Origin of the sequence: Glutamicibacter sp. TV12E (genome assembly GCF_052441935.1) — a bacterium.
Lineage (GTDB): Bacteria > Actinomycetota > Actinomycetes > Actinomycetales > Micrococcaceae > Glutamicibacter.
The window spans coordinates 3,665,095-3,687,800 of record NZ_JBQVVF010000001.1; the positions used below are offsets into that span (position 1 = coordinate 3,665,095).

A 22,706-nucleotide genomic window follows, 5' to 3' on the forward strand; every position below is an offset into this window, starting at 1 on the left:
GGTACTAGTCAACTTCCTTTACGTCGAGCAGGACTTGGTCAGCGGAGATCAATTGGATTTTGTCTTCAGAACCATTGGCAGGAATATAGAACATCACCGGCTCAGCGTAGGTGCTCTCCACGTTGCCGTTGGAGGAACTGGAACCCAGCAGCTGCTCGGTCAGCTTGTCGCTGCTCTTGAGCGGGTCGGCGTTTTCGGTGCGCTCGAACAAGGCCTTGTTATCCAGCTTGCCTGCCACGATAGCGCCACCGTCAGGAGTGGATACCGCGAAGGTGTCGCCCTTGGTGACCGAGCGCTTGTAGCTGACCTTGGCCTCGTCGGCATTCTCGGACTCGGACTTCTGGGCCGCATGGATGGCCTTGATGAACTCGGACTCGGCAAATTTGCCCTTTTGCTTTGAATCCTCGTTGGTCAGCACATCACCGAGGGCTTCCAGGGCCTTCTCCGGCGTCATCTGCAAATCCTTGGCATCAGCGGTCAACTGCTTGGTGGCCGGGTCGCCCACGGCAATGCCAGGGAAGGAGGAGTTAGGGAGCATCTGTCCTGCGAATACAACCTTGTAGTTATCCCGTGCGCTCTTTTGGACCAGGGTCAGGGCCTGAGGCAGGGTATTGGCGTCGTTGTCCTTGGCGGTCACCACGGAGATCACGCGGGGAAACCTTGCCTCGCTGGCATTTGGCACGGCAGCCGAGCGCAGGACCTGGGCGTTCAGGGTCAGCGGCTTATCCACCTTGAACTCATCCTTGAGCATGTCGTAGCGCTTGCCACGCAGGTACTTGAAGGCACCTGCGGCGCGGGAATCCAAAGCCTTGGTGTCGTTCTTTTCATCGGCGTTGCCGACCTGCTTCTGGACATCTGCCAGAACGCTCTTGAGCTGCTCTTCGGTCAGCACCGGGAACGCGACCGGCTCCTCTTCACTTTCCGAGGCAGAGGCGGAACCGGAACCGGATTCCTCGGCAGGTGCCGAGGAAGCGGCGCTGGAGCTGGCATCGCCGGACTTGGCGGCAGACTCGGAAGGCGATGCGCTGGATTCCTCCTGGGGCTGCATCGGCAAGGTGACTCCGGACAGGGCGAGGGCAACAACGGCTGCCGCGGCCACGGAGTGCTGGGCATTCGAGCCGGTCTTCGGCTTGCCCGGACGCATCACCAGCAGGGCCAGCCCGAAGACCAGCAGCAATGAGCCCGCAATGATCAATGGCAGCGCAAAGGGCATTGCGTCGTCGTTGGCGTAGGTTACCGAAATATCCACTGGAGCAGCGTCCTTTCCGCCAGCAGCCAGCAGCAGGGACCAGTCGCCGGAATCTGGAGCAGTCCAGCGGTAGGTCATGGTGCCGTCAGCGCTTTGCGAATCGAAGAAGATGTCATCGCCTGCAGGGTTGGGCACTTCGGCTTCGCCATCAACGTATTCGGCGATCATCTTGTGGTTCACGGTATCAATACCGGTCAGCGACACGTGCGCTGCGTCATCGACCCACGCATCCACGTCATAGCTGCGTCCCAAAGATGCAGTGAATTCGCCCTTGGCCTTGATCACCAGTTCCACCGGTGCGACCTTCGGGTCGTTGACCGAGGGCTCGATCAAGGTCAGGGGCGCCTCGCCGTCCAGTTGCGGCATGGAAGCGGTGACCGTTTCGGGCGGGGCCCAAAAGGTCTTCTGTCCGATGCCGGCTACGAGGGCCGCAGCCCCCAGCAGCATCGCGATCACGGAGATTACTTTTCGCACGAGTTCACCTATTCGCCTACGTCTTACTGCAGTTCATTCCCAAGTCTAACGAGTTCGGCGTGAACATGGTTCCGTTCCGGGGCTGTGAAGTGGCTCATTGGTGTTTTAACTCAATGTCTTGAAACACATATTCACCTCTCACCCGCGATATGCTCGGTGCCATGGAGCCAGATCAGCAGCGCCAGCACCACGATCCTCATGACCCCGAGGATCGTGCCAGTACGCCCTCCCCCTCATCAGCGCCGGGTGCTTCACAACCTGTGAATTCCCCGGAAACGACATCCAGCGGACCAAATACCGCTGAAACCCAGGCCGCGCAGCCGCAGGGCACGCTGGCCCGGCGCCTCGGCGCTAGCCTGGCAAAAATGTTCAGCACTCCATCCCGCACCGCCGCCCTGGGCGAGGTTCCCGATAACCAGTCGGAAGAGACCTTCGACCCCTTCCCGGTGCTGCATCCGATTTCCATGGGCTTCCTGGCCACCATCGGCGTGGGCTTGGCCCTGGGCGGCTACTATGTGCTGGCCAATGTTGGTTCGCTGCTGACCTGGATCGCCATTGCCCTGTTCATTGCGCTCGGCCTGGATCCGGTTGTCCGCTTCCTGATGCGCCGCGGATTATCCCGCCCCTTGGCCGTAGTCGCCACCATGGTGGGCATGCTGGGCATCTTCGGCGGCTTCATGGCGCTGATCATCCCGACACTGGTCAACCAGATCACCACCTTCATCACCCGGGCTCCTGATATCGTTGCCGATTTCTTGAATAGCCAATGGGTGCGCGAAATCGACCAGCAATATGCGCTCTCCGAACGCGTGACCACCGAGGTAGACCGCTTCTTCGGAGATTCCGGGGCCGTGACCAATGTCTTCGGCGGCGTCCTTGGCGTGTCGCAAACCGTAGCCCAGTCGATGTTCGGCGTGCTGATTGTCCTGGTGCTGGCCATCTACTTCTTGGCCTCGTTGCCGGGCATGATGGGCTTCTCGCTGCGCTTGGCTCCGCGCTCCAAGCGCGAGAGGGTCACCGAGCTCGCCGAGAGAATTACCCGCTCGGTGGGCAACTACGTCATGGGCCAGGCGACTGTAGCGGTTCTGAACTCGCTGGTCGCCCTGCTCTTGATGACCATTCTCGGCGTACCGTTCACCGCGCTGCTCACCTTGCTGGTGGCCATGCTGGCGTTCATTCCGCTCGTGGGCGGAGTGATTGCCGGAATCCTGGTCACCCTGGTGACACTGTCCCTGGGTTGGCAGACCGCCTTGATCTACGCGATCTGCTACTTCGGCTACCTGCAGGTGGAGGCCTATTTCGTATCGCCTCGCATCATGCGCCGGGCGGTAGCCGTTCCTGGTGCCGTCGCCGTCATCTCGGTCATTGCCGGCGGAACCTTGGCCGGGGTTACAGGTGCATTGATGGCGATTCCGGTGGCGGCCAGCGCCATGATCTTGCTGCGAGAAGTCTTCATCGCACGCCAGGACCGCCGCTAGCGGCAACTAGTAGCGGTAGGACCGCGTGTCCCAGCAGTGCGGGTGCCAATGCCGCCGAGCCGAGGCTGCCGCGTCATTGCCGGACCAGTGATCTGCCCGCCACGCCACCACATGCCCGACCCCGACGCCAATCTTCTGGTGGCATCCGGGGCAGATATAGGCCTTATTGGCATTCAACGGTGCAATCTTGCGTACGTGCCACTGGCCATCGGGAGCGTCCTGCAACCGCACCACGCCGAAACGAGCGCGTTGCAGCCAGTCATCGGCGCCAGCTTCATACTCTGATTCTTCATCATGATTCCGCGCCTTGCCGGGACGGGGATTCTTTGAACGGCGCGGACGGTTTGAACGTGGCATGTCATTAATCATGCCGTATCTCCCCGCACAACACGCAACCAGCTAGTAAAGTGTGTGAGGTGCGTTTAGTGGTTGCAAAGTGTTCAGTAGATTACGAGGGCCGTCTTCGAGCCCACCTTCCGTTGGCGACTCGTCTGGTGATGGTCAAGGCCGACGGCTCGGTGCTCATCCACTCCGATGGTGGCAGCTACAAGCCGCTGAACTGGATGAACCCGCCGCTGACTCTCCGCGAGGGAATACCCGATGAAGATGCCGCCGCGCTGGGCGCCGTTTCCACCTGGACCGTGGCAAGCGCCAAGACCGATGACAAGCTGACTATCAACTTCCACAGCTTCGAACATGACTCGGCGCATATTCTGGGCACCGACCCGGGCCTGATCAAGGACGGCGTGGAAGCAGACCTCCAGCGCCTGCTGGCCGAACAGATCGACCTGCTCGGGGATGGCCACAAGCTGATCCGCCGCGAATACATGACCGCGATCGGCCCGGTGGATATCCTGGCGCGCGATGCCAAGGGAGCCACCGTCGCGGTGGAGCTCAAGCGCCGAGGCGACATCGATGGCGTTGAGCAGCTCACGCGCTATCTGGATTTGCTCAACCGCGATCCGCTGCTGAAGCCCGTAACCGGCATCTTTGCCGCGCAGCAAATCAAGCCGCAGGCGCGCACGCTCGCCGAAGATCGCGGAATTCGCTGCCTGACTTTGGATTATGACGCCATGCGCGGTGTCGACGACTCTGCTGGCCGGCTTTTCTAACCCCGCTTTAAGAACAATTGCCCTGGGTCGATGACTCAGGGCGTTCTGTCTTCTAAGCTGGGAACATGACATCGACGCGCTACGCCCTTATCGCCACCCTGATTTCCGATGGACTCAAGGTCACTGACGGCGTACTTGCCGTGGATGGAGATCGAATCAGCTTCGCAGGCAACAGAGATGATTTTGCTGCTCTGCCCGATGCAGCCGACTATGAAGTCCGGGAGCTGGCAGCGGGAGCCACCATCATCCCGGGCCTAGTTGACCTGCACTGCCACGGCGCCCTTGGCGCGGATTTCTCGGCACCGGATCATTCCAGCATCACCAGCGCCCTGGAGTACCTCCATCGTTCAGGTACCACCACCTTGCTTGCCTCATTGGTCACCGCGGAGCCGAACTCCATGATCGAAGCCGCCGAGTTGCTGGCGGAATTTGCCGAGTCCGGCGCAATCGCCGGCATTCATGCCGAAGGGCCGTTCCTTTCCGAAGCCCAGTGCGGCGCCCAGGACCCTCGCTACCTGCAATTGCCGGATCCGGGGTTCGTCACCGAAATGGTGTCCGCCAGCCGCGGCCAGATGCGCACCATGACCTATGCGCCAGAACTGGAGGGCAGCGAGGAGCTGATCGAGCAGCTGGTGTCCCACGGCGTCATTCCCTCGCTGGGCCATACCAACGCCTCGGCCCAGGTTGCCGCTGACTCGCTGCGCTACGCCCGAGAAGAATTGCTCAGCGCCGGCGTAGATGGCTTTACCGAGCGCCCAACGGTCACGCACCTGTTCAACGGCATGCCGCCCTTGCACCACCGTGAACCGGGACCGGTGGCGGCCTGCCTTGAAGAAGCGGCCAATCGCAACGCCTTCGTGGAATTGATCTCCGACGGGGTGCACCTGTCCCCCGATACCGTTCGCCTGGTCTACCGCCTGGTCGGTGCCGAGAATGTCCTGCTTGTCAGCGACTCCATGGCAGCTACGGGGCTTGCCGACGGCCAGTACGCCCTCGGCCCGCAACAGGTCAACGTCGTTGATTCACAGGCCCGGCTGGCCAGCGATAATTCGTTGGCAGGCGGCACCTCCACCTTGCTGCAGGTGCTCCGGCAAGCAGTGGCAGCCGGGGTCCCCCTGGTACAAGCGGTGAGCTCTGCGACAACCGTCCCGGCTTCGCTGATCGGCCTTGCCGACGAGGTTGGCTCCCTGCATTACGGATTTGCCGCCGATGCCCTGGTGCTCGACGAGGACTTGCAGCTGGTGCAAGCCATCCGCAAGGGCCAATACCTCTGAGTCTTCGAGGGGATAGCAAGAGCCGCCGTGACCCATGAGGTCACGGCGGCTCTTGCGTATGAAATTCTAGATCTGCCAGCTTCCGGCAATCGGCCCGGCTTCAAGCCAGGCAGAGAAACCGGTGTAGTCACGGTAGTCCATGGCCAGCAGCAGCTCATCCCCGTTCCGGGTCAGCATCACCACAACAAATCCTGGCGGAATCCGCGAGGCTTCATCGTCTGTGGCGCGACGGGTTCCGCTGATGTCCAGCCCTCTTCGCTCAAGTTGGAATCGCGGCACCGGTGAAACAGAGAAAAACCGCAACAGGTCTACATGTCCCCCGCCGTAGCGGCCAATGACCATCATCCATTGTCCCTGGGGAGTCCGGATGGAGGCATCGAAGGTGCCCAGCGTGCGCCGCAATTGAATGCGGCGCACAGCCATGGCGCCGAAGAACAAGGCGATGCCGATCAGGATCAGCAGCGCGATTAGAACTGGTGCGGTTATCTCAAACAATTCATCGCCTACGCTGCGGTACCAAGCACAGCGTTGTCAGCAACGATCACTACGCGGTCCGACTCGACGGAGAAGAATCCCCCGTCGACCTGGACCGAGAAGCGGGACTCGGAAACCGGTTCGATTTCCAGATCCCCAGCGGCAAGCACCGACAGCATCGGAACGTGACCGGGCAGAACTCCGATCTCGCCGTCTACCGAGCGAGCTTTGACCAGCTTCGCAGCGCCGGACCACACGAAATGGTCGGCCGCGACGATTTCGACCTGAAGCTCAGCCATAATTAGCTAGCCTTCTGGATTTCGGCCCACTGGCGCTCGACGTCGTCCAGACCGCCGATGTTGAAGAACGCCTGCTCCGCAATGTGGTCCAAGTCGCCATCGCAAATGGCCTTGAAGCCTTCGATGGTGTCCTTGATGGAAACGGTCGAACCCTCGACACCGGTGAACTGCTTTGCGGTGTAGGTGTTCTGCGACAGGAACTGCTGGATGCGACGTGCACGGGCAACGACGATCTTGTCCTCTTCGCCCAGTTCGTCGATACCGAGGATCGCGATGATGTCCTGCAGTTCCTTGTTCTTCTGCAAGATAGCCTTCACGCGGATGGCTACATCGTAGTGATCCTGGCCGATGTACTGCGGATCCAGGATTCGCGAGGTCGAGGTCAGCGGATCGATTGCCGGGTACAGACCGCGCGACGCGATTTCACGCGACAGCTCGGTGGTTGCATCCAGGTGGGCGAAGGTTGCTGCTGGAGCCGGGTCGGTGTAGTCATCGGCCGGGACGTAGACAGCCTGCATCGAGGTGATCGAGCGGCCCTTCGTCGAGGTGATGCGTTCCTGCAGCAGACCCATTTCATCGGCCAAGTTCGGCTGGTAGCCCACGGCGGAAGGCATGCGGCCCAGAAGGGTCGACACCTCGGAACCGGCCTGGGTGAAGCGGAAGATGTTGTCGATGAACAGCAGCACGTCCTGGTTCTGGACATCGCGGAAGTATTCCGCCATGGTCAGTGCGGACAGTGCCACGCGCAGACGGGTTCCTGGTGGCTCATCCATCTGGCCGAACACCAAGGCGGTGTCCTTCAGAACGTTGGCCTCATCCATTTCGACCCAGAGGTCGTTGCCTTCACGGGTGCGCTCGCCCACACCGGCGAATACCGAGGTACCACCGAAGTTACGTGCAACACGGGTGATCATTTCCTGGATCAGAACGGTCTTGCCCACGCCGGCGCCGCCGAAGAGGCCGATCTTTCCACCCTTGATATACGGGGTGAGAAGGTCGATCGACTTGATGCCGGTTTCCAGCATTTCGGTCGAGCCCTCAAGTTCAGAGAACTTAGGTGGCTGGCGGTGGATTGGCCAGCGCTCGGTGACCTGGATCTCCGAGTTGTCAACGTCCAGGGCATCGCCCAATACGTTGAAGATGTGGCCCTTGACGCCGTCGCCAACAGGGACGGAGATCGCAGCGCCGGTATCGGTCACCGAGGTACCGCGGACCAGGCCGTCGGTGGCCTGCAGCGATACCGCGCGAACCAAGCCCTCACCGAGGTGCTGGCTGGTTTCGAAGGTGATCTTCTTGGTTTCGCCGTTGAGGGTCAGCTCAGCGGTCAGTGCGTTGTAGATAGCAGGCAGTGCATCGGCTGGGAACTCGACGTCCACGACCGGGCCAGTCACGCGCGCGATGCGACCGATGGCCCCTGCGGTAACCTGCTCGTTGAGTTGGGCAGTCATCTTTCTCACTTCTTGTCTGGTCGGAGTTAGCGGGAATTAGCCGTTCAGCGCGTCGGCGCCGGCAATAATTTCCGAAAGCTCCTGGGTGATTTCAGCCTGACGGGCATTGTTAAGCAATCGTGTGTACTTCTTGATCAGTTCGCCTGCGTTGTCGCCTGCGGCCTTCATTGCCCGCTGGCGTGCAGCAAGCTCGGAGGCTGCGGACTGCAGCTGGCAGTTGAACAATCGAGACTCGATGTACCGAGGAAGCAGCGCGTCAAGCACTTCTTCCGCCGATGGCTCAAACTCGTACAGTGGCAACAGCTCGTCGGTTGGAGTCTCGGATTCATCCTCGACAACCTCCAACGGCAACAGACGGATGACCGTCGGTTCCTGCGTGACCATCGACTTGAACTGGGTGTAGACGACGTGGATTTCTTCCACGCCACCCTCTTCGTAGTCGGTGTTGAAGTCCTCCAGGAGGACGTCTCGCAGCTCGTGTGCGGTTTCGAAACGCGGAGAATCAGTTTCCCCGGTCCACACTCTGGCGTACTCGCGTGAACGGAAATCAAAGTAAGCCTGTGCCTTGCGGCCGACCAGGTAGGTCTTGACTTCTTTGCCTTCTTCACGCAGGAGTTCCACGAGGTGCTCTGCCTGCTTCAGAACGCTGGCGGAGTAGGACCCGGCAAGTCCTCGGTCCGAGGTCATCACCAAGACCGCGGCACGGCGTACCTGCGCCGGCTCGGTGGTCAGTGGGTGTTCGACATCGGCCTGGGACGAGACGGCGGTTACTGCACGGGTAATCGCATTGGCGTACGGCAGTGATGCCGCGACACGCGTACGTGCCTTGCCAATGCGGGATGCAGCGATCAGTTCCATCGCCTTGAAGATCTTGCGCATCGACTTGGTCGATCCGATCTTCTGGCGGTAGACCCGAATCTGGGCTCCCATGTGTGTCCTTTCCTTATCCCCTGTGCTGTTGTTGCGGCGCCGTCACCGGCGCCGCAACTTCAGCACAAGAAAATTGTCAGCGCTTCTGCTTGACGATCTGTTCCTGGTCAACGGACTCGGCGTTCAGAGCGTCGTGCTCTTCGTGGCCAGCGGCAACCAGCTGATCGCTGCCTGCACCGAAGAAGCCTGCCTTGAAGTCGGCGATGCCGGACTTCATGGCTTCCAAGGTCTCGTTCTCCAGCTTGCCGGTCTGGCCGATCACGGTCAGAACGTCAGTGCGGTGACGCAGGTAGTCGATGAATTCAGCTTCGAAGCGGCGTACGTCCTCAACCGGGACATCGTCCAGGTAGCCGTTGGTGCCGGCCCAGATCGAAACGACCTGATCCTCAACAGCGTATGGGGTGTACTGGCCCTGCTTGAGCAGTTCCATCAGGCGTGCACCACGGGTCAGCTGCTGCTTGGAAGCGGCATCCAGATCCGAAGCGAACATTGCGAAGGCCTGCATGTCGCGGTACTGAGCCAATTCAAGCTTCAAGGTACCGGAGACCTTCTTCATGGCCTTGACCTGTGCCGAACCACCAACGCGGGATACCGAGATACCCACGTCGACAGCTGGGCGCTGGTTGGCGTTGAACAGGTCCGACTGCAAGAAGATCTGGCCGTCGGTGATCGAGATGACGTTGGTCGGGATGAACGCGCCCACGTCGTTGGCCTTGGTCTCGATGATTGGAAGACCAGTCATCGAACCTGCACCGAGCTCGTCCGAAAGCTTGGCGCAACGCTCAAGAAGGCGGGAGTGCAGGTAGAAGACGTCACCTGGGTAGGCTTCGCGTCCTGGCGGACGGCGCAGCAGCAGCGACACGGCGCGGTAGGCTTCAGCCTGCTTCGACAGATCATCAAAGACGATCAGAACGTGCTTGCCACTGTACATCCAGTGCTGGCCAATGGCCGAGCCTGCATATGGTGCCAAGTACTTGAAGCCTGCTGGGTCAGATGCCGGGGAAGCCACGATGGTGGTGTATTCCAGGGCGCCCTGCTCTTCGAGGGTCTGGCGTACGGCAGCGATGGTCGATGCCTTCTGGCCGATTGCCACGTAGATGCAGCGAACCTGCTTGGTTTCGTCACCGGTTGCCCAGTTGTCGCGCTGGTTCAGGATGGCGTCAACCGCGATAGCGGTCTTACCGGTCTGGCGGTCGCCAATGATCAGCTGACGCTGGCCACGGCCGATCGGGATCATTGCGTCGATGGCCTTCAGGCCGGTCTGCAATGGTTCGTGAACGCTCTTGCGCTGGGTCACGCCTGGTGCCTGGAGCTCCAGGGCACGACGTCCTTCAGCGGCAATTGGGCCCATGTTGTCCAGTGGCTCACCCAGTGGATCAACAACGCGGCCGAGGTAGCCGTCGCCGACTGGAACCGAAAGGATCTCGCCGGTGCGCTCTACCTTCTGGCCGTCTTCGATGCCGGTGAAGTCACCAAGCACAACGACACCGATTTCACGGGTATCGAGGTTCTGGGCCAGGCCCAGGGTGCCATCTTCGAACTTCAGCAACTCGTTGGCCATAACGGAAGGAAGACCTTCCACTCTGGCGATGCCGTCGCTCGCGGCGACGACGCGTCCCACCTCGGTGCGCTCTGCCTTACCCGGTTCGTAGGAAGATGCGAACTCGTTTAGGGCATTGCGGACGTCGTTGGCATTGATGGTCAAATCGGCCATCTGCAGTCCCTGCTCTCCTAAATTGTGATCCACCCTCAAGAATGGTGGATCGATGTGAATGAAGTCTGTGTTGGTCCCGGCGAGCCGGAACAACTGCCAGGAGCTAACTCCTGGCAGAAGTCCTAGCTAGCCAGTGCGCGGCGCAAATCGGCCACGCGCGATGCCACGGAAGCGTCGACAACTTCGTCGCCAACCTTTACTACCAGTCCACCGACCAGCGATGGGTCGATAGCGGTGTTGAGCTTGAGCTGACGACCATATAGCTTGTTCAGGCTGGTCTCCAGGCGCGAACGCTGAGCCTCGGAAAGCTCCACAGTGCTGGTCACCGTAGCGATCCAGCGCTGCTGGCGCTTGGCGACTAGTTCAACGAAGCGTTCGGCCAAGGTTGCAGGCTTCAAACCACGTGGGTTCGAAACTGCCTGGGAGATCAAAACCTGCGAGGTCTGCGACGCGTTAGGCACAAGCTTGAGCGCAAGTGCGCGCTTAGCTTCAACTGGGGCCTGTGCATCATCCAACGCACGCTGCAGTTCGTGGTTTCCACGGACCACCTCGATGAAGGAGAACAGATCCTGCTCCAGCTTGTTCAGCCCTGAAGCGCCGTCCTGCTGTTCAGCCACTGCGGTAGCCGCAGTGACAGCCAGCGTTTCGAGCGCATCGCTAATGTCGCGTTCCGAGCTCCAGCGGGTTGAAGCCAGCTGGGCGACGGTGTCCTCAGCGGCAGCCGAGACCTTCCCGTGCAGCAGCTGGGCCAAGAGGCCTGCCTTTTCGGCATCTTCACGGGCTGGATCAGTCAGTGCTCGGCGAAGACCGGCATTTGCATCCAGTACTTCCAGGACCGCGAACAGTTCCTTTGGCAGCTCAATAGATGCCAGTGCCAGCTTGGGTTCCAAGAACTCCAAGGCCTTTGCCAATGACTCGCTCGATACACTTGCCATTAGTTCGATGCACCTGCGTTCTGCTGAGCTTCCAAATCGTTCAGGAACTGATCAACCACGCGCTGTGCACGGGCATCGTCCTTCAGAGCTTCGTCAACAACCTTGCTTGCAAGCTCAGTGGCCAAGGTGCCCACGTCGGTGCGAAGCGAGGACAGAGCGGCTGCGCGCTCTGCCTGGATCTGGCGCTGAGCCTGCTCGCTGATGCGAGTAGCCTCGTCGGTTGCTTTGGTCTTCAGATCTTCAAGGATCTGAGCGCCTTCGCTGCGAGCTTCCTCGCGGATGCGGTTTGCTTCGGTGCGTGCTTCCAGAAGCTGGGCCTTGTACTGTGCCAAGGTCTCCTCTGCTTCCTTCTGCGCTGCCTCGGCCTTTTCAAGACCGCCTTCGATCGCGGTGACGCGATCTTCATAGGACTGCTCAAACTTCGGAGCGATGACCTTGATGACGATGAAAAGGAGGACCGCGAAGCCAACGCCCGTGACGAGAATTTCCCACGGGTTAGGCATCAGCGGGTTGACCGATTCGCCCGCAGCGAGGATGAAGTCAGTGCTATTCATTCTCACCATTCCTTATCTATTAGTTTCCACTTGTGTGTATGCCTCGCGATAGTGGCGAGGCCACTACAGCCGGGAAGGACTTACTTGATAACGAAGGCGAAAACCAGGCCAAGGATGGCCAGTGCTTCAGCAAGTGCGAAGCCGAGCATTGCGATTGGCTGCAGGATGCGCTGTGCTTCTGGCTGACGTGCAACGCCGTTGATGTACGCTGCGAAGATCAAGCCCACGCCAATAGCCGAACCAATTGCTGCCAGACCGTAGCCGATCATGTTCAGGGAGCCGCTCATGCGAATTTTCCTTTCAAGATACCGGCTTTTTGCCGGTAGGTTGTGAGGTTTTCCTTGAATCGTTCAAGGAAGAACATTTGGGATTTAGTAAATAAGAAATGGCCTAGTGGGCGTCGGCTTCAATTGCACCCTGGATGTAGATCGCGGTCAGCAGCGTAAACACGAACGCCTGCAGAACCATGATCAACAATTCAAGGAAGTACATAGCCACGGAACCTGCGATGACCAGAACACCAACACCATTCAGTGCCAGCGAGTCCTGGACGACGATCAAGTGGCGTGCGCCTGAAGCAGCCAGCATCACAATGATATGGCCTGCCAGCATCGTTGCCATCAAACGCAGCGAGTGCGTCAGCGGGCGGACAATGAAGTTAGAAATGATTTCCAACGGCACCAGCAGAATCAACATCACTGGGCTGACACCTGGTGGGGTGACGGCCAGCTTGAAGAAGCGGATACCGTGGTTCTTCAGGCCTACAGCAATCCAGGTGCCGTAGATAATGATGGCCATCGCGTATGCAGAACCAGCGTGTGAGAACGATGGAAGCTGCAAGAACGGGATCGCGCCGAAGAGGTTGTTGAGCAGTACGAAGAAGAAAGTCGCGAATAGCAGCGGAATCCACGGGCGGAAGTTCTTCTCGCCGATGATGTCGCGGCCGATGCCGTTACGCACGAAGGCGTAACCGGATTCAGCGATGTACTGCATCTTGCCTGGAACCAGCTTCGGGTTCTTGATGGCCATGGTGAAGAACCAAGTGATGAGCGCGATCGACAAAACGATCATGAGCATCTGCTTGCCGAAACCGGTGCCGTACTCAGCTGCCCATGGGAAAATCTCTGGGAGGTGGGTATCGGACACCGATGGCGGAATGAAGCCGCCTTCTTCTGAGGCCATTGGGAGCGCAAACGCGAACAACGCGCTGTCCTCTCTGCAGTAACGGTCACGGGCAAAAGGCGGTGACTGGCGGAAACTGCCTCTCACCGTGTGAAGAAAAGATCAAACGGGGATCCCACCACAGCTGTTGCCGGAGGCATCAACCCTGATGAGGTGCCACCTGCAGGTTTCCCCGCAAGCGCATTTGTATCCAGCCTCACGCATAACAGCGTTCAGCTAAAAATGACCCGTAGTAAGCTTATCAAACTCACAGCATCCTTCCGACACATTAGCCGGCCGGTACTCCCTAGTCCTCGTTGTAGATTGCCAGCCGGGCCTTCATGAAGGCTCGGACTTCGCCAACCTGCCAGGCAACGAGTGAGATAGCTGCTGCAAGAACGAATCCCTGTCGGTTAACCCATTCGGGCAAACCCAGGTTCAACAACACGAAGGCGATACCAAAAACCTTGATGACATATGCGCCCAAAAACGCAGGCATGGCCCACGAACGGCGAATTCGTCCTGCAGCTTCGGCGATCAGAATGCCAATGGCAAAAAGGCCAATAACTACCCCGGCCGCCAATGCGCCCGACAGTGCGTAACGCAGATCAGCGAACAACCACGAAATCAGGAAAAATGCGGCCGTTGCGATCAGCGAATACACCAGTGACAAAGCCAAAATCGGCAACCAGATGGATTTCGGAGCTGAGGAAGTGCTGATGCGGGCAGAACTGGAAGTCACGTCCGCAACCTTTCTTCGCCAATCCGAGGGACCATCATGCACCCACGATGCTGATGAAACTTGAAACTTCCGCTCGCCCAAAAAGAGCTCCCGAAAGAAGATCTACTTTGAATTCTACACGAGATAGAAAGACTTTGCTTGTGGATTACTCGGCCATTTGGTGAAGCTAATCATGCCCCAGGCGCTTGCGCAGAGCGCCAACTCGCTGAACGACCAATGGCCACCACGTTCCGATGGCCGCAGCCAAGAAGAGGATCAGTGCCATGGGGATCACCAAGAACACCGGAATGAAGGCAATGGACACCACCGAAACTGCGATCGCGGCGGCCCACAGATAGAGCAGGATCACCGCTCGGCGTACCGAGTGGCCCTGGGCCAGCATCCGGTGGTGGATGTGCTTCGAATCCGGTGAAAAGGGTGAGCGCTTGTTGGCCAGGCGACGGAAGACCGAGAGTACAAGGTCCAGCACTGGTAGGAACACGATCACCATCGGCAATAGCATGGGCATGTAGGCCGGGATATTGCGGAATCGGCGGGCCTCGAGTCCCTGCACGTCCCCGGTGACAGCGATCGCGGCCACCGAAAGGATCAAGCCGATAGCCAGCACCCCGGTCTCGCCCATGAAGATGTTCGCCGGGTTGAAGTTGTGCGGCAGGAAGCCCAGGCAGGCGCCGAGCAACAGGGCGCACAGCAGGGCGCCGAGATTCGCATAGTCATCGGCGCTCACATGCGTCGCCAGAACGTAGGAGTACACGAAGAAGGTGGCAGCACCGATAGCTGCCAGGCCGGCGGCCAAGCCGTCCAGGCCATCAGAGAAATTGATGGCGTTCATGGTCAGGACAATCAGGAATATGGTGACAACAACCTGCAGCCATTGTTCGCTGATCTGCCACGAGCCCACGGGCAGCGACTGGATCAGGACCCCGTGCGTCGCCATCAGCCAGCCAATGAGTATCTGCCCCAGGAGCTTGATCCACCAGCGCAAGTCGAACATGTCATCGGCGAGGCCAAGGATCAGGATCACCAGCAGCGCCAGGCTCAGGCCCTGGATTGCCTGGCCGCCGAAGACTCCACGGAAGAAGTGGAAATTGCTCGCCAGCCAAATGCCCATGCCGAAGGAAGCGATGATGGCCACGCCGCCAAATTTCACGATGGGCGATTGATGCTGGTCGCGTTCGCGCAGCATCTGGTTGGCGGTGTACCGCTGGCCCAGCGAACGGACCATGGGGGTCAGCAAATATGAGGCGGTGAAGCTGAAGGCGATGAGCAGAAGGTATATTCTCATGCGCGCTGGCCTGGGGCATCCTGTCCCAGGTCGAGCACCTCGGGGACGACAACGCGCAGTTCCTCGATGGAAATCGCGCCAGAGCGAACGACTTTCAGGTGTTCGCCGGTGCAGTCGATGATGGTCGATGGCAGGGCATCGGCCGAATTCTCGCCGCGCGAACCGCCATCAAGGTAAACGTCAACGGATTCGCCCAACTGCTCCATGGCCGAATCGGCATCCAAGGCTGCGGGCTGACCGGTGCGATTGGCCGAGGAAACAGCCAGCGGGCCGGTTTCGCGCAGCAGTTCCAGGGCGGTGTCATCATTTGGAACACGCAGCGCAACGGTGCCGCGGGTCTCCCCCAGATCCCAGGTCAGCGACGGCTGCGCCTGCAAAATCAGGGTCAGCCCGCCAGGCCAGAAGGCTTCGGCAAGTTTGCGGGCGGCATCCGGGATGTCCCGGGCCAGTCCATCCATGGTGGCCGTTTGCGCGATGAGTACCGGTGGCGGCATGGTGCGCCCGCGACCCTTGGCTGCCAACAGCATGGCTACGCCCTGGGCGCTGAAAGCGTCGGCCCCAATCCCGTAGACGGTATCCGTGGGCAAGACGATGCATCGCTTGTCCGCCAAGGCGGCTTTGGCCGCGGTGATTCCTGCTGCATGCTCTTGCTCGTTGCTTACCAAAAATCTTGTGCTCACGGGATCATTCTTTCATGCACGGTGGGTCGTAGGTGGTACTGCTTCTCGGTGTGGTGCGTAGCCGGAGGTAGCTCGGGCACGTCCGGTCAAGTCCTTGTGGCCCGCCACCCGCTCGAATCCGGCCTCGCGCAGCATCGCCGCGGCGGAGTCTTGCTGGACTTCGGCGTGCTCCATCACAAAATATCCGCCGGGGCGCAGCAGCTTCATGGCTTGGGCACTGATGGCCCGAGGAATCTGCAATCCGTCCTCGCCCAGTCCATAGAGGGCCATATCCGGATCGTGGTCCCGGACTTCTGCCTCGCGTGGAATTGCGTTGGGCGGAATATAGGGAGGATTGGAAATCACCAGGTCCATGGACCCGTTGAATTGACCGGGCAGGCTGGTGGCATCCTGGTGCAGGACGGTGATCTGGTGCGGCAGGCAATTGGCGCGGGTATAGCCGATGGCCTCGGCGGACAGCTCGACCGCCCAGACCTTGGAGCCTGGCAGCTCGCTGGCCAGCGCCGCAGCGATGGCCCCGGAGCCGGAGCACAAATCGATGCAAGAAGGAGCTTCGATTCGGTGCGCGGCCACAAAATCCAGTCCCAGCTGCACCACGGTTTCGGTCTCCGGGCGCGGGGTGAAGACCCCGGGGCCGACTTTCAGCTCGAGATAGCGGAAGTGGGCTACCCCCGTCAGGTGCTGCAGCGGAATGCGGGTACGGCGCGCGGCGACCAGTGCGGTGAATTGCTCGCGCTGCTCGCCCTGGAAAACATCGCCGCGCAGCTCGCGGAGCTTGAGCTCCGAGCGGCTGATGCCCAGCACGTGGCAGAGCAGCAGGTCGGCATCAACGCCGGGGCTTGGCACCCCGGCGCTGGCCAGCGCCGCGATCGCCGCATGGCGAACGGCTGAGAGTTCTTCCAAGGCGCTGCTTACTCGCCCAGCGCTGCCAGGCGCTCTTCCTCGTCCATCTGGATGCAGGATTCGATCACCGGCTGCAGGTCGCCGTCCATCACGGCATCCAGGTTGTAGGCCTTGTACCCGGTACGGTGATCCGCAATGCGGTTTTCCGGGTAGTTGTAGGTGCGGATGCGCTCGGAACGGTCCATGGTGCGGATCTGGCTGGCACGCTGGGCCGAGTTCTCCTGGTCGATGATCTCCTGCTGGTGGGCCAGCAGGCGCGAGCGCAGCACGCGCATGGCGGCTTCGCGGTTCTGGATCTGCGACTTCTCGTTCTGCATGGCCACCACGATGCCGGTGGGCATGTGGGTGATGCGCACCGCGGAGTCGGTGGTGTTCACGGACTGGCCGCCGGGGCCCGAGGAGCGGTAGACGTCGATCTTCAGGTCATTCTGGTGGATCTCGACTTCTTCTGGTTCGTCGACTTCTGGCAGCACCAGGACGCCGGCTGCCGAGGTGTGGATGCGCCCCTGGGATTCGGTCACCGGCACGCGCTGCACGCGGTGCACGCCGCCTTCGAACTTCAGCTGGGCGTAGACGCCTTCAGCCGGGTCGCTCGACTTGCCCTTGATGGCCACCTGGGCGTCCTTGTAGCCGCCAAGGTCGGACTCGTTGAAGGAGATCATCTCCACCTTCCAGCCCTTGTTCTCGGCGTAGCGGGTGTACATGCGCAGCAGGTCGGCTGCGAACAGCGCCGCCTCGTCGCCGCCTTCGCCGCCCTTGACCTCGAGGATCACATCGCGTCCGTCATTCTCGTCGCGCGGAATCAGCAGGCGGCGCAGCTTTTCCTGCAATTCAGGCAGTGCCGCGCTCAGGGTCTCGACCTCTTCGGCGAAATCCGGGTCTTCATCTGCCATTTCGCGGGCAGCTTCCAGATCCTCGGTGGCGTTGTGCCAGCGGTTGTAGGCTTCGACGATGCCGTTGAGCTGTGCGGAGCGACGTCCGAGCTTGCGGGCCAGCGCCTGGTCGGCGTACACCGCCGGATCCGAGAGCTGCGCCTGGATCTGTGCATGCTCTTCTAGTAGCGTCTTGACGGATTCGAACATGGTGGTGTGCTTCCTTGTCGGCGGTGTCCGCGCAGCCGGGCCGGATCGGCGCTTCGGGCTGCTGGGAATAAATTCTAGTTGGTTTTCGGGTCACTACGCGCCGATGGCGTCCAGCCAGCTGCCGGTGTGGCAGGCTGGCTGGACGCCATGGCGGGCAGGGGCGCTAATCCTTGTTCGGGGTGGTCTTGTTGACCAGCATCAAGAATTCTGCGTTGGATCCGGTTTCGCGGATCTTGCCGGTGAGCACTTCCAGTGCCTGCTGCGGATCGATGCCCGAGAGCATGCGGCGCAGGCGCCACATGATGCGAACCTCTTCGGCACTCATCAGCTGCTCTTCGCGGCGGGTGCTCGACGCGTTGACATCGACGGCCGGGAAGATGCGCTTCTCTGCCAGCTGGCGCGAGAGGCGCAGTTCCATGTTGCCGGTTCCCTTGAATTCCTCGAAGATGACCTCGTCCATCTTGGACCCGGTCTCCACCAGTGCGGTGGCAAGGATGGTCAGCGAACCGCCGTTTTCGATGTTGCGGGCAGCACCGAAGAAGCGCTTTGGCGGGTACAGCGCAGCGGAGTCCACACCACCGGAGAGGATGCGGCCCGAGGCTGGAGCCGAGAGGTTGTAGGCACGGCCCAGGCGGGTCATCGAGTCCAGCAGGACCACGACATCCATGCCCATTTCCACCAGGCGCTTGGCGCGCTCGATAGCCAGCTCGGCCACGGTGGTGTGGTCATCGGCCGGGCGGTCGAAGGTCGAGGCGATGACCTCGCCCTTCACGGTGCGCTGCATGTCGGTGACTTCTTCGGGACGCTCATCAACGAGCACCATCATCAGGTGCACTTCTGGGTTGTTGATGGTGATCGCGTTCGCAATGGCCTGCAGGATCAGGGTCTTGCCGGCCTTGGGTGGCGAAACGATCAGGCCGCGCTGGCCCTTGCCGATCGGCGCAACCAGGTCGATGACGCGCGGGCCGACCAGCTTCGGATCGGTTTCCAGGCGCAGGCGCTCGGTTGGGTACAGCGGAACGAGCTTGTTGAACTCGACGCGCTCGCGGTTGTCTTCCGGCTTCTTGCCGTTGACCGAAGTCAGCTGCACCAGGGCGTTGAACTTCTGGCGCGGGTTCGGGGTCTCGCCCTCGCGCGGCTGGCGGATGGCGCCAACAATGGCGTCGCCCTTGCGCAGGTTGTACTTCTTTACCTGGCCCAGGGTGACGTAGACGTCGTTGGGGCCTGGCAAGTAGCCGGAGGTGCGGACGAACGCGTAGTTCTCCAGCACGTCCAGGATGCCCGCGACCGGCAACACGACATCGTCTTCGCTCAGCTGCGGCTCGTCGTCATCACGGCGGTTGCGGCGGTTGCGGTTATTGCGGTCGTTGTTGCGCTCATTGCGATCGTTGTTGCGCTCGCGGCGGTTATTGCGATCATTGCGATCGTTGTTGCGCTCGCGGCGGTTATTGCGATCATTGCGATCGTTATTGCGCTCTTCGCCGCCCTCGGTCTCGCTGGACTCGGTGCGATCGTTGTTGCGCTCGGCGCGGTCATTGTTGCGCTCACGGCGGTTGCCGCGCTCGCGGCGCTCTTCGCGGGCCTCGCCGTTGTTCTCCGACTCGGCGGCCTCGCCGCGGTCATTGCGCTCGGGGCGGTCATTGTTGCGCTCACGGCGGTTGCCGCGCTCGCGGCGCTCTTCGCGGGCCTCGCCGTTGCTCTCCGACTCGGCGGCCTCGCCGCGGTCATTGCGCTCGGCGCGGTCGTTGTTCCGCTCACGGCGGTTGTTGCGATCGCGGCGGTTGTTGTTGCGCTCGCGGCGCTCCTCGCGGGCTTCGCCGTTGCCCTCAGCGGCTTCGGCCTTTGGCTCGGCGTTCGCTGCTGGCTGCTCGGCGGCGGCTTCTGCCTTGGCCTTGGAGTTGCGGCGCTGGCGCGGAGCCTTCTGCTCCGATGCTGCTGCTTCGGTTTCGCTGGCAGCTTCCGGCGCCTCGGCCTTCGCTTCGGCGGCGACCGGGGCCTTGCCCGAGTCGGTCACGCGGCGCGATGGACGGCGGGTGCGCACTGGCTTCTGCTCGGCGGCAGCTGGCTCGGCGGCAGGCTGTGCCTCAGGTGCTGCTTCGGCCTCGACCTTGGCTTCTGCCTTCGGTGCGCGGCGGGAGCGGGCCTTGGTTTCCTTTGGCTGCTCGGCTGGCGCTGCAGCTGATTCGGTGTCAGCCTTGGCGGCCTTGGCGTCCTTGGAGGCAACGGAGCCGCCACGCTGGTGATCGCCGATGGCCTTGACCAGGTCGGCTTTGCGCATTCGCGATCCGCCGGTAATGCCCAGCTGCGAAGCCAGCTGCTGGAGCTGGGTCATCTTCAAAGAGGCCAGGCCGGCGCTCTTGGTTTCGGAAGTCTTGGTGTCCACGCCTTCGTTGAGGCTCGTGGTTTCGGTCACGAAAGTTCCTTCTGACTCGTAGGATGGGCCGCTTCAAGGCAGGCCCACTGTGCCGTAAATATTGTGCAGCAGCCGAAGATTTCATGGTTGCTCCACGCTCCACCGAGCGAGCCCAGGGTTCAGGGCACTAAACTGCGGTGGAATATGAGGAAACTGATATCTCGACGGCACGAGGCTGTGCATGAATGTGGGATATCAAAGGTGCTGTGAACGGCAGGAAGATCCGGAACGGCTGGACGGACAAAATGGGGTTCAAGAACCGAACTTATCCGCAGCAACACTGGCCAAAAGGGATTTGAACCGGGTAACGACCCAGCAATCCGGCCTGCCATAGTGCTACAGCACTTCTACTGTAACACCGTTGGCGGCCAGGGTGGGAACTTCCGCACGCCACGACACCGTGGAATGGGCAGAAAATTCGTCAATCCTGGCCAGCACCTCGGCCACCTGCCCGTCGCCGGCCACCAAGGTCAGCACGGTCGGCCCGGCCCCGGAAACCACCGCTGCCAGTCCAGCCTCGCGCAGCGTTGCGATCAGCGCGGCGCTCTGCGGCATGGATGCCGCGCGATAGTCCTGGTGCAGATAGTCCTTGGTTCCGGCCAGCAGCACCGACGGGTCGTTGCTCAAGGCGTGAATCAGCAGCGCAGCGCTCGCGCTGTTGGCGGCGGCGATGGAGTGGCCCACCTGGGCGGGCAAGGCGCCGCGGGCCACCTCGGTGGACAGCCCGTTGGAGGGGATGGCCAGCACCGCGCGCAAATCCTGGTGCAAGGGAACCTGAACCGAGCTGAAGCTGCCATCGGCGCTGGTCGAGGAAATGCTCAGGCCGCCAAAAACGGCCGGTGCCACATTATCGGGGTGGCCTTCCCACTGCGCGGCGGCCTGGAAGACCGCTTCGGTGCCACCGCGCGATCCTTCGGGCAACAGCGCGTCGGCCGCGGCGTAGGCGGCAACAATGGCCGCCGCCGAAGAGCCCATGCCGCGGGCGTGCGGAATGCGGTTGTGGGCGATCAGCTGCACCCCGGCCGCTTCAAATCCTGCCTTGGCCCAGTAGCGGCGCATTTCCTTGATGATCAGGTGCGATTCATCCGTCGGCAGCTCGCCGGCACCCTCGCCGTCAATCTGCACGTTGCTGGACTGCGCGGTGCGCACTTCCAGGCGGTCCCGGTATTCCAGGGCCAGGCCCAGCGAGTCAAAGCCCGGGCCAAGGTTGGCGGAGGTGGCGGGCGGGCAAACGATCAGGTGCTGGCCGAGGGCGATCTGCGCAGTCATGGTTCCTTCAGTGTCAGAACAGGTCAAGGGTTAATGGACCACGGCCCGCCGCGGCTGACGGCTGATCCCAGCGGGATCGCTTCTGCGCGCGGCGGGCCGTGTGGTGCCGGGAATTCCCGGCAGAAGGGTCTAGGCCAGGCCCAGTGCGCCGGCGACCTCGACCACGTCGAAGGCCACCTTCTTCGGCGCGACCTCGGAGCCATCGGCCTGCTTCAGGGCCCAGTCCGGGTCCTTCAGTCCGTGGCCGGTGACGGTGATGACGATCTTCTTGCCGGTGGGCACGTTGCCTGCGGCGTGGTGCTTGAGCAGTCCGGCCACGCCGGCGGCCGAAGCTGGCTCCACGAACACGCCTTCGCGGGCCGAGAGCCAGCGGTGCGCTTCGAGGATCTGCTCATCGGTGACCGAGTCGATCTGCCCGCCGGACTCGTCGCGTGCCGCCTCGGCCTGTTCCCAGGAGGCTGGGTTGCCGATGCGGATGGCGGTGGCGATGGTGTCGGGTTCGGTGATCGGGTGGCCGGCCACGATCGGCGCTGCGCCGGCGGCCTGGAAGCCCCACATGATCGGGTTCTTGGTGGAAACCGGTTCCAATTCCTTGCCCGCCTCGTTGGTCCACATGGAGGAATACTCCTTGTAGCCCTTCCAGTACGCGGTGATGTTGCCCGCGTTGCCCACTGGCAGCAGGTGGTAGTCGGGAGCGTCGCCCAGGAAGTCGACAACCTCGAAGGCGCCGGTCTTCTGGCCCTGGATGCGGGCTGGGTTTACCGAGTTGACCAGGAACACCGGATAGTTTTCGCTCAGCTTTCGAGCCACTTCGAGGCAGTTGTCGAAGTTGCCGTCGATCTGGATGATGTCCGCGCCGTGGGCGATGGCCTGGGAGAGCTTGCCCATGGAGATCTTGCCGTCCGGCACCAGCACCGCGCACTTCAGGCCGGCCTGGGTGGCGTAGGCCGCAGCCGAGGCGGAGGTGTTGCCGGTGGAAGCGCAGACCACGGCCTTGGCTCCGGCAGCGACCGCAGCGGTCATCGCCATGGTCATTCCGCGGTCCTTGAAGGATCCGGTCGGGTTCATTCCCTCGACCTTGAGGTACACCTCGTTGCCGGTGTGAGCCGACAGGGCCGGGGCATAGACCAACGGGGTTCCACCCTCGCCCAGGGTGATGACCTTGGTGTTCTCGTCTACTGGCAGGCGTTCGGCATATTCGCGGATTACTCCGCGCCACTGGTGAGCCAC

The 22,706-nt window shown here is 61.4% G+C and carries 22 protein-coding genes; 3 read left to right on the top strand and 19 right to left on the bottom strand.

The window, feature by feature from the left end; genetic code table 11:
* Positions 1 to 4: 4 nt before the first annotated feature.
* Positions 5 to 1,723 carry a hypothetical protein gene (locus tag ACT7DV_RS17340; RefSeq protein ID WP_444664482.1) on the bottom strand — a complete coding sequence of 573 codons (1,719 nt, stop codon included), beginning with the start codon at positions 1,721 to 1,723 and terminating at the stop codon, positions 5 to 7.
* Between the two features lie 161 nt (positions 1,724 to 1,884).
* On the opposite strand from ACT7DV_RS17340, the gene ACT7DV_RS17345 reads away from it, so the two are divergent.
* Positions 1,885 to 3,201 (top strand): AI-2E family transporter, encoded by a 1,317-nt coding sequence (locus tag ACT7DV_RS17345; protein ID WP_444664484.1) that lies wholly within the window; start codon positions 1,885 to 1,887, stop codon positions 3,199 to 3,201.
* Positions 3,202 to 3,207: 6 nt separating this feature from the next.
* On the opposite strand, the gene ACT7DV_RS17350 is transcribed toward ACT7DV_RS17345, so the two are convergent.
* Entirely contained in the window at positions 3,208 to 3,558 is a 351-nt protein-coding gene (locus ACT7DV_RS17350) for a hypothetical protein (RefSeq protein WP_444664486.1), read from the bottom strand.
* Positions 3,559 to 3,617: 59 nt separating this feature from the next.
* Between ACT7DV_RS17350 and nucS the strand changes: the two genes are divergently transcribed.
* Both nucS and ACT7DV_RS17360 read left to right on the top strand, forming a co-directional pair.
* Positions 3,618 to 4,313 carry an endonuclease NucS gene (gene nucS, locus ACT7DV_RS17355; RefSeq protein WP_444664487.1) on the top strand — a complete coding sequence of 232 codons (696 nt, stop codon included), beginning with the start codon at positions 3,618 to 3,620 and terminating at the stop codon, positions 4,311 to 4,313.
* A gap of 65 nt (positions 4,314 to 4,378) precedes the next feature.
* Complete coding sequence (locus ACT7DV_RS17360; RefSeq protein ID WP_444664489.1) at positions 4,379 to 5,587, top strand: N-acetylglucosamine-6-phosphate deacetylase; 1,209 nt, start codon at positions 4,379 to 4,381, stop codon at positions 5,585 to 5,587.
* A gap of 66 nt (positions 5,588 to 5,653) precedes the next feature.
* Here ACT7DV_RS17360 and ACT7DV_RS17365 read toward each other — a convergent pair whose 3' ends face one another.
* The 17 genes from ACT7DV_RS17365 to thrC form a co-directional block, all read right to left on the bottom strand.
* On the bottom strand, positions 5,654 to 6,082 hold the full coding sequence (locus ACT7DV_RS17365) for a DUF2550 domain-containing protein (RefSeq protein ID WP_060701296.1): 429 nt from the start codon (positions 6,080 to 6,082) through the stop codon (positions 5,654 to 5,656).
* Between the two features lie 8 nt (positions 6,083 to 6,090).
* The gene (locus tag ACT7DV_RS17370; RefSeq protein WP_022876332.1) at positions 6,091 to 6,360 is read right to left on the bottom strand and encodes a F0F1 ATP synthase subunit epsilon; all 270 of its coding nucleotides are present in this window, start codon (positions 6,358 to 6,360) and stop codon (positions 6,091 to 6,093) included.
* A 2-nt stretch (positions 6,361 to 6,362) separates the two neighbouring features.
* On the bottom strand, positions 6,363 to 7,808 hold the full coding sequence (atpD, locus tag ACT7DV_RS17375) for a F0F1 ATP synthase subunit beta (protein WP_060701294.1): 1,446 nt from the start codon (positions 7,806 to 7,808) through the stop codon (positions 6,363 to 6,365).
* 36 nt (positions 7,809 to 7,844) lie between these two features.
* Positions 7,845 to 8,738, bottom strand: coding sequence for a F0F1 ATP synthase subunit gamma (locus ACT7DV_RS17380; protein WP_060701293.1), 894 nt, complete (start codon positions 8,736 to 8,738; stop codon positions 7,845 to 7,847).
* 76 nt (positions 8,739 to 8,814) lie between these two features.
* Positions 8,815 to 10,452 carry a F0F1 ATP synthase subunit alpha gene (gene atpA / locus ACT7DV_RS17385; protein WP_444664879.1) on the bottom strand — a complete coding sequence of 546 codons (1,638 nt, stop codon included), beginning with the start codon at positions 10,450 to 10,452 and terminating at the stop codon, positions 8,815 to 8,817.
* 122 nt (positions 10,453 to 10,574) lie between these two features.
* Positions 10,575 to 11,387, bottom strand: coding sequence for a F0F1 ATP synthase subunit delta (locus ACT7DV_RS17390; protein ID WP_146274869.1), 813 nt, complete (start codon positions 11,385 to 11,387; stop codon positions 10,575 to 10,577).
* Positions 11,387 to 11,941 carry a F0F1 ATP synthase subunit B gene (locus tag ACT7DV_RS17395; RefSeq protein WP_060701291.1) on the bottom strand — a complete coding sequence of 185 codons (555 nt, stop codon included), beginning with the start codon at positions 11,939 to 11,941 and terminating at the stop codon, positions 11,387 to 11,389. Before ACT7DV_RS17395 ends, ACT7DV_RS17390 begins: the two co-directional genes overlap by 1 nt.
* Before the next feature lie 80 nt (positions 11,942 to 12,021).
* The gene (locus ACT7DV_RS17400) at positions 12,022 to 12,234 is read right to left on the bottom strand and encodes an ATP synthase subunit C (RefSeq protein ID WP_028268761.1); all 213 of its coding nucleotides are present in this window, start codon (positions 12,232 to 12,234) and stop codon (positions 12,022 to 12,024) included.
* Positions 12,235 to 12,331: 97 nt separating this feature from the next.
* Entirely contained in the window at positions 12,332 to 13,123 is a 792-nt protein-coding gene (gene atpB, locus ACT7DV_RS17405; RefSeq protein WP_084793160.1) for a F0F1 ATP synthase subunit A, read from the bottom strand.
* Positions 13,124 to 13,409: 286 nt separating this feature from the next.
* Positions 13,410 to 13,844, bottom strand: coding sequence for a hypothetical protein (locus ACT7DV_RS17410; protein WP_444664493.1), 435 nt, complete (start codon positions 13,842 to 13,844; stop codon positions 13,410 to 13,412).
* Between the two features lie 166 nt (positions 13,845 to 14,010).
* Positions 14,011 to 15,129, bottom strand: a complete 1,119-nt coding sequence (locus ACT7DV_RS17415) for an MraY family glycosyltransferase (RefSeq protein ID WP_444664494.1) — start codon at positions 15,127 to 15,129, stop codon at positions 14,011 to 14,013.
* Positions 15,126 to 15,809, bottom strand: a complete 684-nt coding sequence (locus tag ACT7DV_RS17420; RefSeq protein WP_444664496.1) for an L-threonylcarbamoyladenylate synthase — start codon at positions 15,807 to 15,809, stop codon at positions 15,126 to 15,128. Before ACT7DV_RS17420 ends, ACT7DV_RS17415 begins: the two co-directional genes overlap by 4 nt.
* 12 nt (positions 15,810 to 15,821) lie before the next feature.
* Positions 15,822 to 16,712 (bottom strand): peptide chain release factor N(5)-glutamine methyltransferase, encoded by an 891-nt coding sequence (gene prmC, locus ACT7DV_RS17425; RefSeq protein ID WP_444664498.1) that lies wholly within the window; start codon positions 16,710 to 16,712, stop codon positions 15,822 to 15,824.
* 8 nt (positions 16,713 to 16,720) lie between these two features.
* Positions 16,721 to 17,794: a peptide chain release factor 1 gene (gene prfA, locus ACT7DV_RS17430; protein WP_444664500.1), complete on the bottom strand. Its 1,074-nt coding sequence runs from the start codon at positions 17,792 to 17,794 to the stop codon at positions 16,721 to 16,723.
* 163 nt (positions 17,795 to 17,957) lie between these two features.
* A complete protein-coding gene (gene rho / locus ACT7DV_RS17435) occupies positions 17,958 to 20,207 on the bottom strand; it encodes a transcription termination factor Rho (RefSeq protein ID WP_444664502.1) in 2,250 nt (749 codons plus the stop codon).
* A 336-nt stretch (positions 20,208 to 20,543) separates the two neighbouring features.
* Entirely contained in the window at positions 20,544 to 21,476 is a 933-nt protein-coding gene (gene thrB / locus ACT7DV_RS17440) for a homoserine kinase (protein ID WP_444664504.1), read from the bottom strand.
* A gap of 129 nt (positions 21,477 to 21,605) precedes the next feature.
* Positions 21,606 to 22,706, bottom strand: coding sequence for a threonine synthase (gene thrC, locus ACT7DV_RS17445; protein ID WP_444664506.1), 1,101 nt, complete (start codon positions 22,704 to 22,706; stop codon positions 21,606 to 21,608).

Excerpts from the sequence above, each read along its gene's own strand:
- prfA (WP_444664500.1), bottom strand. The coding sequence starts at position 17,794 with ATGTTCGAATCCGTCAAGACGCTACTAGAAGAGCATGCACAGATCCAG.
- atpB (WP_084793160.1), bottom strand. The coding sequence starts at position 13,123 with ATGGCCTCAGAAGAAGGCGGCTTCATTCCGCCATCGGTGTCCGATACC.
- ACT7DV_RS17395 (WP_060701291.1), bottom strand. The coding sequence starts at position 11,941 with ATGAATAGCACTGACTTCATCCTCGCTGCGGGCGAATCGGTCAACCCG.
- ACT7DV_RS17360 (WP_444664489.1), top strand. The coding sequence starts at position 4,379 with ATGACATCGACGCGCTACGCCCTTATCGCCACCCTGATTTCCGATGGA.
- atpA (WP_444664879.1), bottom strand. The coding sequence starts at position 10,452 with ATGGCCGATTTGACCATCAATGCCAACGACGTCCGCAATGCCCTAAAC.
- ACT7DV_RS17345 (WP_444664484.1), top strand. The coding sequence starts at position 1,885 with ATGGAGCCAGATCAGCAGCGCCAGCACCACGATCCTCATGACCCCGAG.
- ACT7DV_RS17415 (WP_444664494.1), bottom strand. The coding sequence starts at position 15,129 with ATGAGAATATACCTTCTGCTCATCGCCTTCAGCTTCACCGCCTCATAT.
- ACT7DV_RS17380 (WP_060701293.1), bottom strand. The coding sequence starts at position 8,738 with ATGGGAGCCCAGATTCGGGTCTACCGCCAGAAGATCGGATCGACCAAG.
- ACT7DV_RS17350 (WP_444664486.1), bottom strand. The coding sequence starts at position 3,558 with ATGCCACGTTCAAACCGTCCGCGCCGTTCAAAGAATCCCCGTCCCGGC.
- atpD (WP_060701294.1), bottom strand. The coding sequence starts at position 7,808 with ATGACTGCCCAACTCAACGAGCAGGTTACCGCAGGGGCCATCGGTCGC.
- thrB (WP_444664504.1), bottom strand. The coding sequence starts at position 21,476 with ATGACTGCGCAGATCGCCCTCGGCCAGCACCTGATCGTTTGCCCGCCC.
- ACT7DV_RS17390 (WP_146274869.1), bottom strand. The coding sequence starts at position 11,387 with ATGGCAAGTGTATCGAGCGAGTCATTGGCAAAGGCCTTGGAGTTCTTG.
- ACT7DV_RS17370 (WP_022876332.1), bottom strand. The coding sequence starts at position 6,360 with ATGGCTGAGCTTCAGGTCGAAATCGTCGCGGCCGACCATTTCGTGTGG.